Here is a 1,818-nt window from a genome sequence, read left to right on the forward strand (position 1 = left end):
GCTTCTCGATTTGATAAGATATAAAAGTTGCTGCAAGGCGACAAAGTAGACCTTTGAAAACTGAACAAAGTAAGACAAACCAAATGTGTAGGGCGTTTTGATCAATTCAAAACAACAAACATTTTTAACAAGCAAGCGAAAGCTAGCGCAACAACAATGAGCTTAACAATCGTAAGATTGTTCTAACTTTTATTATGAGAGTTTGATCCTGGCTCAGGACGAACGCTGGCGGCGTGCCTAATACATGCAAGTCGAACGCTTCTTTTCTGCCGAGTGCTTGCACTCAATTGAAAAGAAGAGTGGCGGACGGGTGAGTAACACGTGGGTAACCTGCCCATCAGAAGGGGATAACACTTGGAAACAGGTGCTAATACCGTATAACAATAGGAACCGCATGGTTCTTATTTGAAAGACGCTTTCGGGTGTCGCTGATGGATGGACCCGCGGTGCATTAGCTAGTTGGTGAGGTAAGGGCTCACCAAGGCCACGATGCATAGCCGACCTGAGAGGGTGATCGGCCACACTGGGACTGAGACACGGCCCAGACTCCTACGGGAGGCAGCAGTAGGGAATCTTCGGCAATGGACGAAAGTCTGACCGAGCAACGCCGCGTGAGTGAAGAAGGTTTTCGGATCGTAAAACTCTGTTGTTAGAGAAGAACAAGTGGGAGAGTAACTGCTCTCACCTTGACGGTATCTAACCAGAAAGCCACGGCTAACTACGTGCCAGCAGCCGCGGTAATACGTAGGTGGCAAGCGTTGTCCGGATTTATTGGGCGTAAAGCGAGCGCAGGCGGTTTCTTAAGTCTGATGTGAAAGCCCCCGGCTCAACCGGGGAGGGTCATTGGAAACTGGGAGACTTGAGTGCAGAAGAGGAGAGTGGAATTCCATGTGTAGCGGTGAAATGCGTAGATATATGGAGGAACACCAGTGGCGAAGGCGGCTCTCTGGTCTGTAACTGACGCTGAGGCTCGAAAGCGTGGGGAGCAAACAGGATTAGATACCCTGGTAGTCCACGCCGTAAACGATGAGTGCTAAGTGTTGGAGGGTTTCCGCCCTTCAGTGCTGCAGCAAACGCATTAAGCACTCCGCCTGGGGAGTACGACCGCAAGGTTGAAACTCAAAGGAATTGACGGGGGCCCGCACAAGCGGTGGAGCATGTGGTTTAATTCGAAGCAACGCGAAGAACCTTACCAGGTCTTGACATCCTTTGACCACTCTAGAGATAGAGCTTCCCCTTCGGGGGCAAAGTGACAGGTGGTGCATGGTTGTCGTCAGCTCGTGTCGTGAGATGTTGGGTTAAGTCCCGCAACGAGCGCAACCCTTATTGTTAGTTGCCATCATTCAGTTGGGCACTCTAGCGAGACTGCCGGTGACAAACCGGAGGAAGGTGGGGATGACGTCAAATCATCATGCCCCTTATGACCTGGGCTACACACGTGCTACAATGGGAAGTACAACGAGACGCGAAGTCGCGAGGCTAAGCAAATCTCTTAAAGCTTCTCTCAGTTCGGATTGCAGGCTGCAACTCGCCTGCATGAAGCCGGAATCGCTAGTAATCGCGGATCAGCACGCCGCGGTGAATACGTTCCCGGGCCTTGTACACACCGCCCGTCACACCACGAGAGTTTGTAACACCCGAAGTCGGTGAGGTAACCTTTATGGAGCCAGCCGCCTAAGGTGGGATAGATGATTGGGGTGAAGTCGTAACAAGGTAGCCGTATCGGAAGGTGCGGCTGGATCACCTCCTTTCTAAGGAATATTACGGAGACTTACACAGGTTTGCATTACTTTGTTCAGTTTTGAGAGGTTTACTTAT

Annotated in this window: 1 rRNA gene; it reads left to right on the forward strand. The window is 50.9% G+C overall.

Annotation, left to right across the window (positions count from 1 at the left end):
• Positions 1-190: 190 nt before the first annotated feature.
• Positions 191-1,751, forward strand: a 16S ribosomal RNA gene (locus IW492_RS17675).
• Positions 1,752-1,818 lie beyond the last annotated feature (67 nt).

It is taken from the genome of Enterococcus sp. BWB1-3 (assembly GCF_016745275.1).
Taxonomy (GTDB): Bacteria; Bacillota; Bacilli; order Lactobacillales; family Enterococcaceae; genus Enterococcus_L.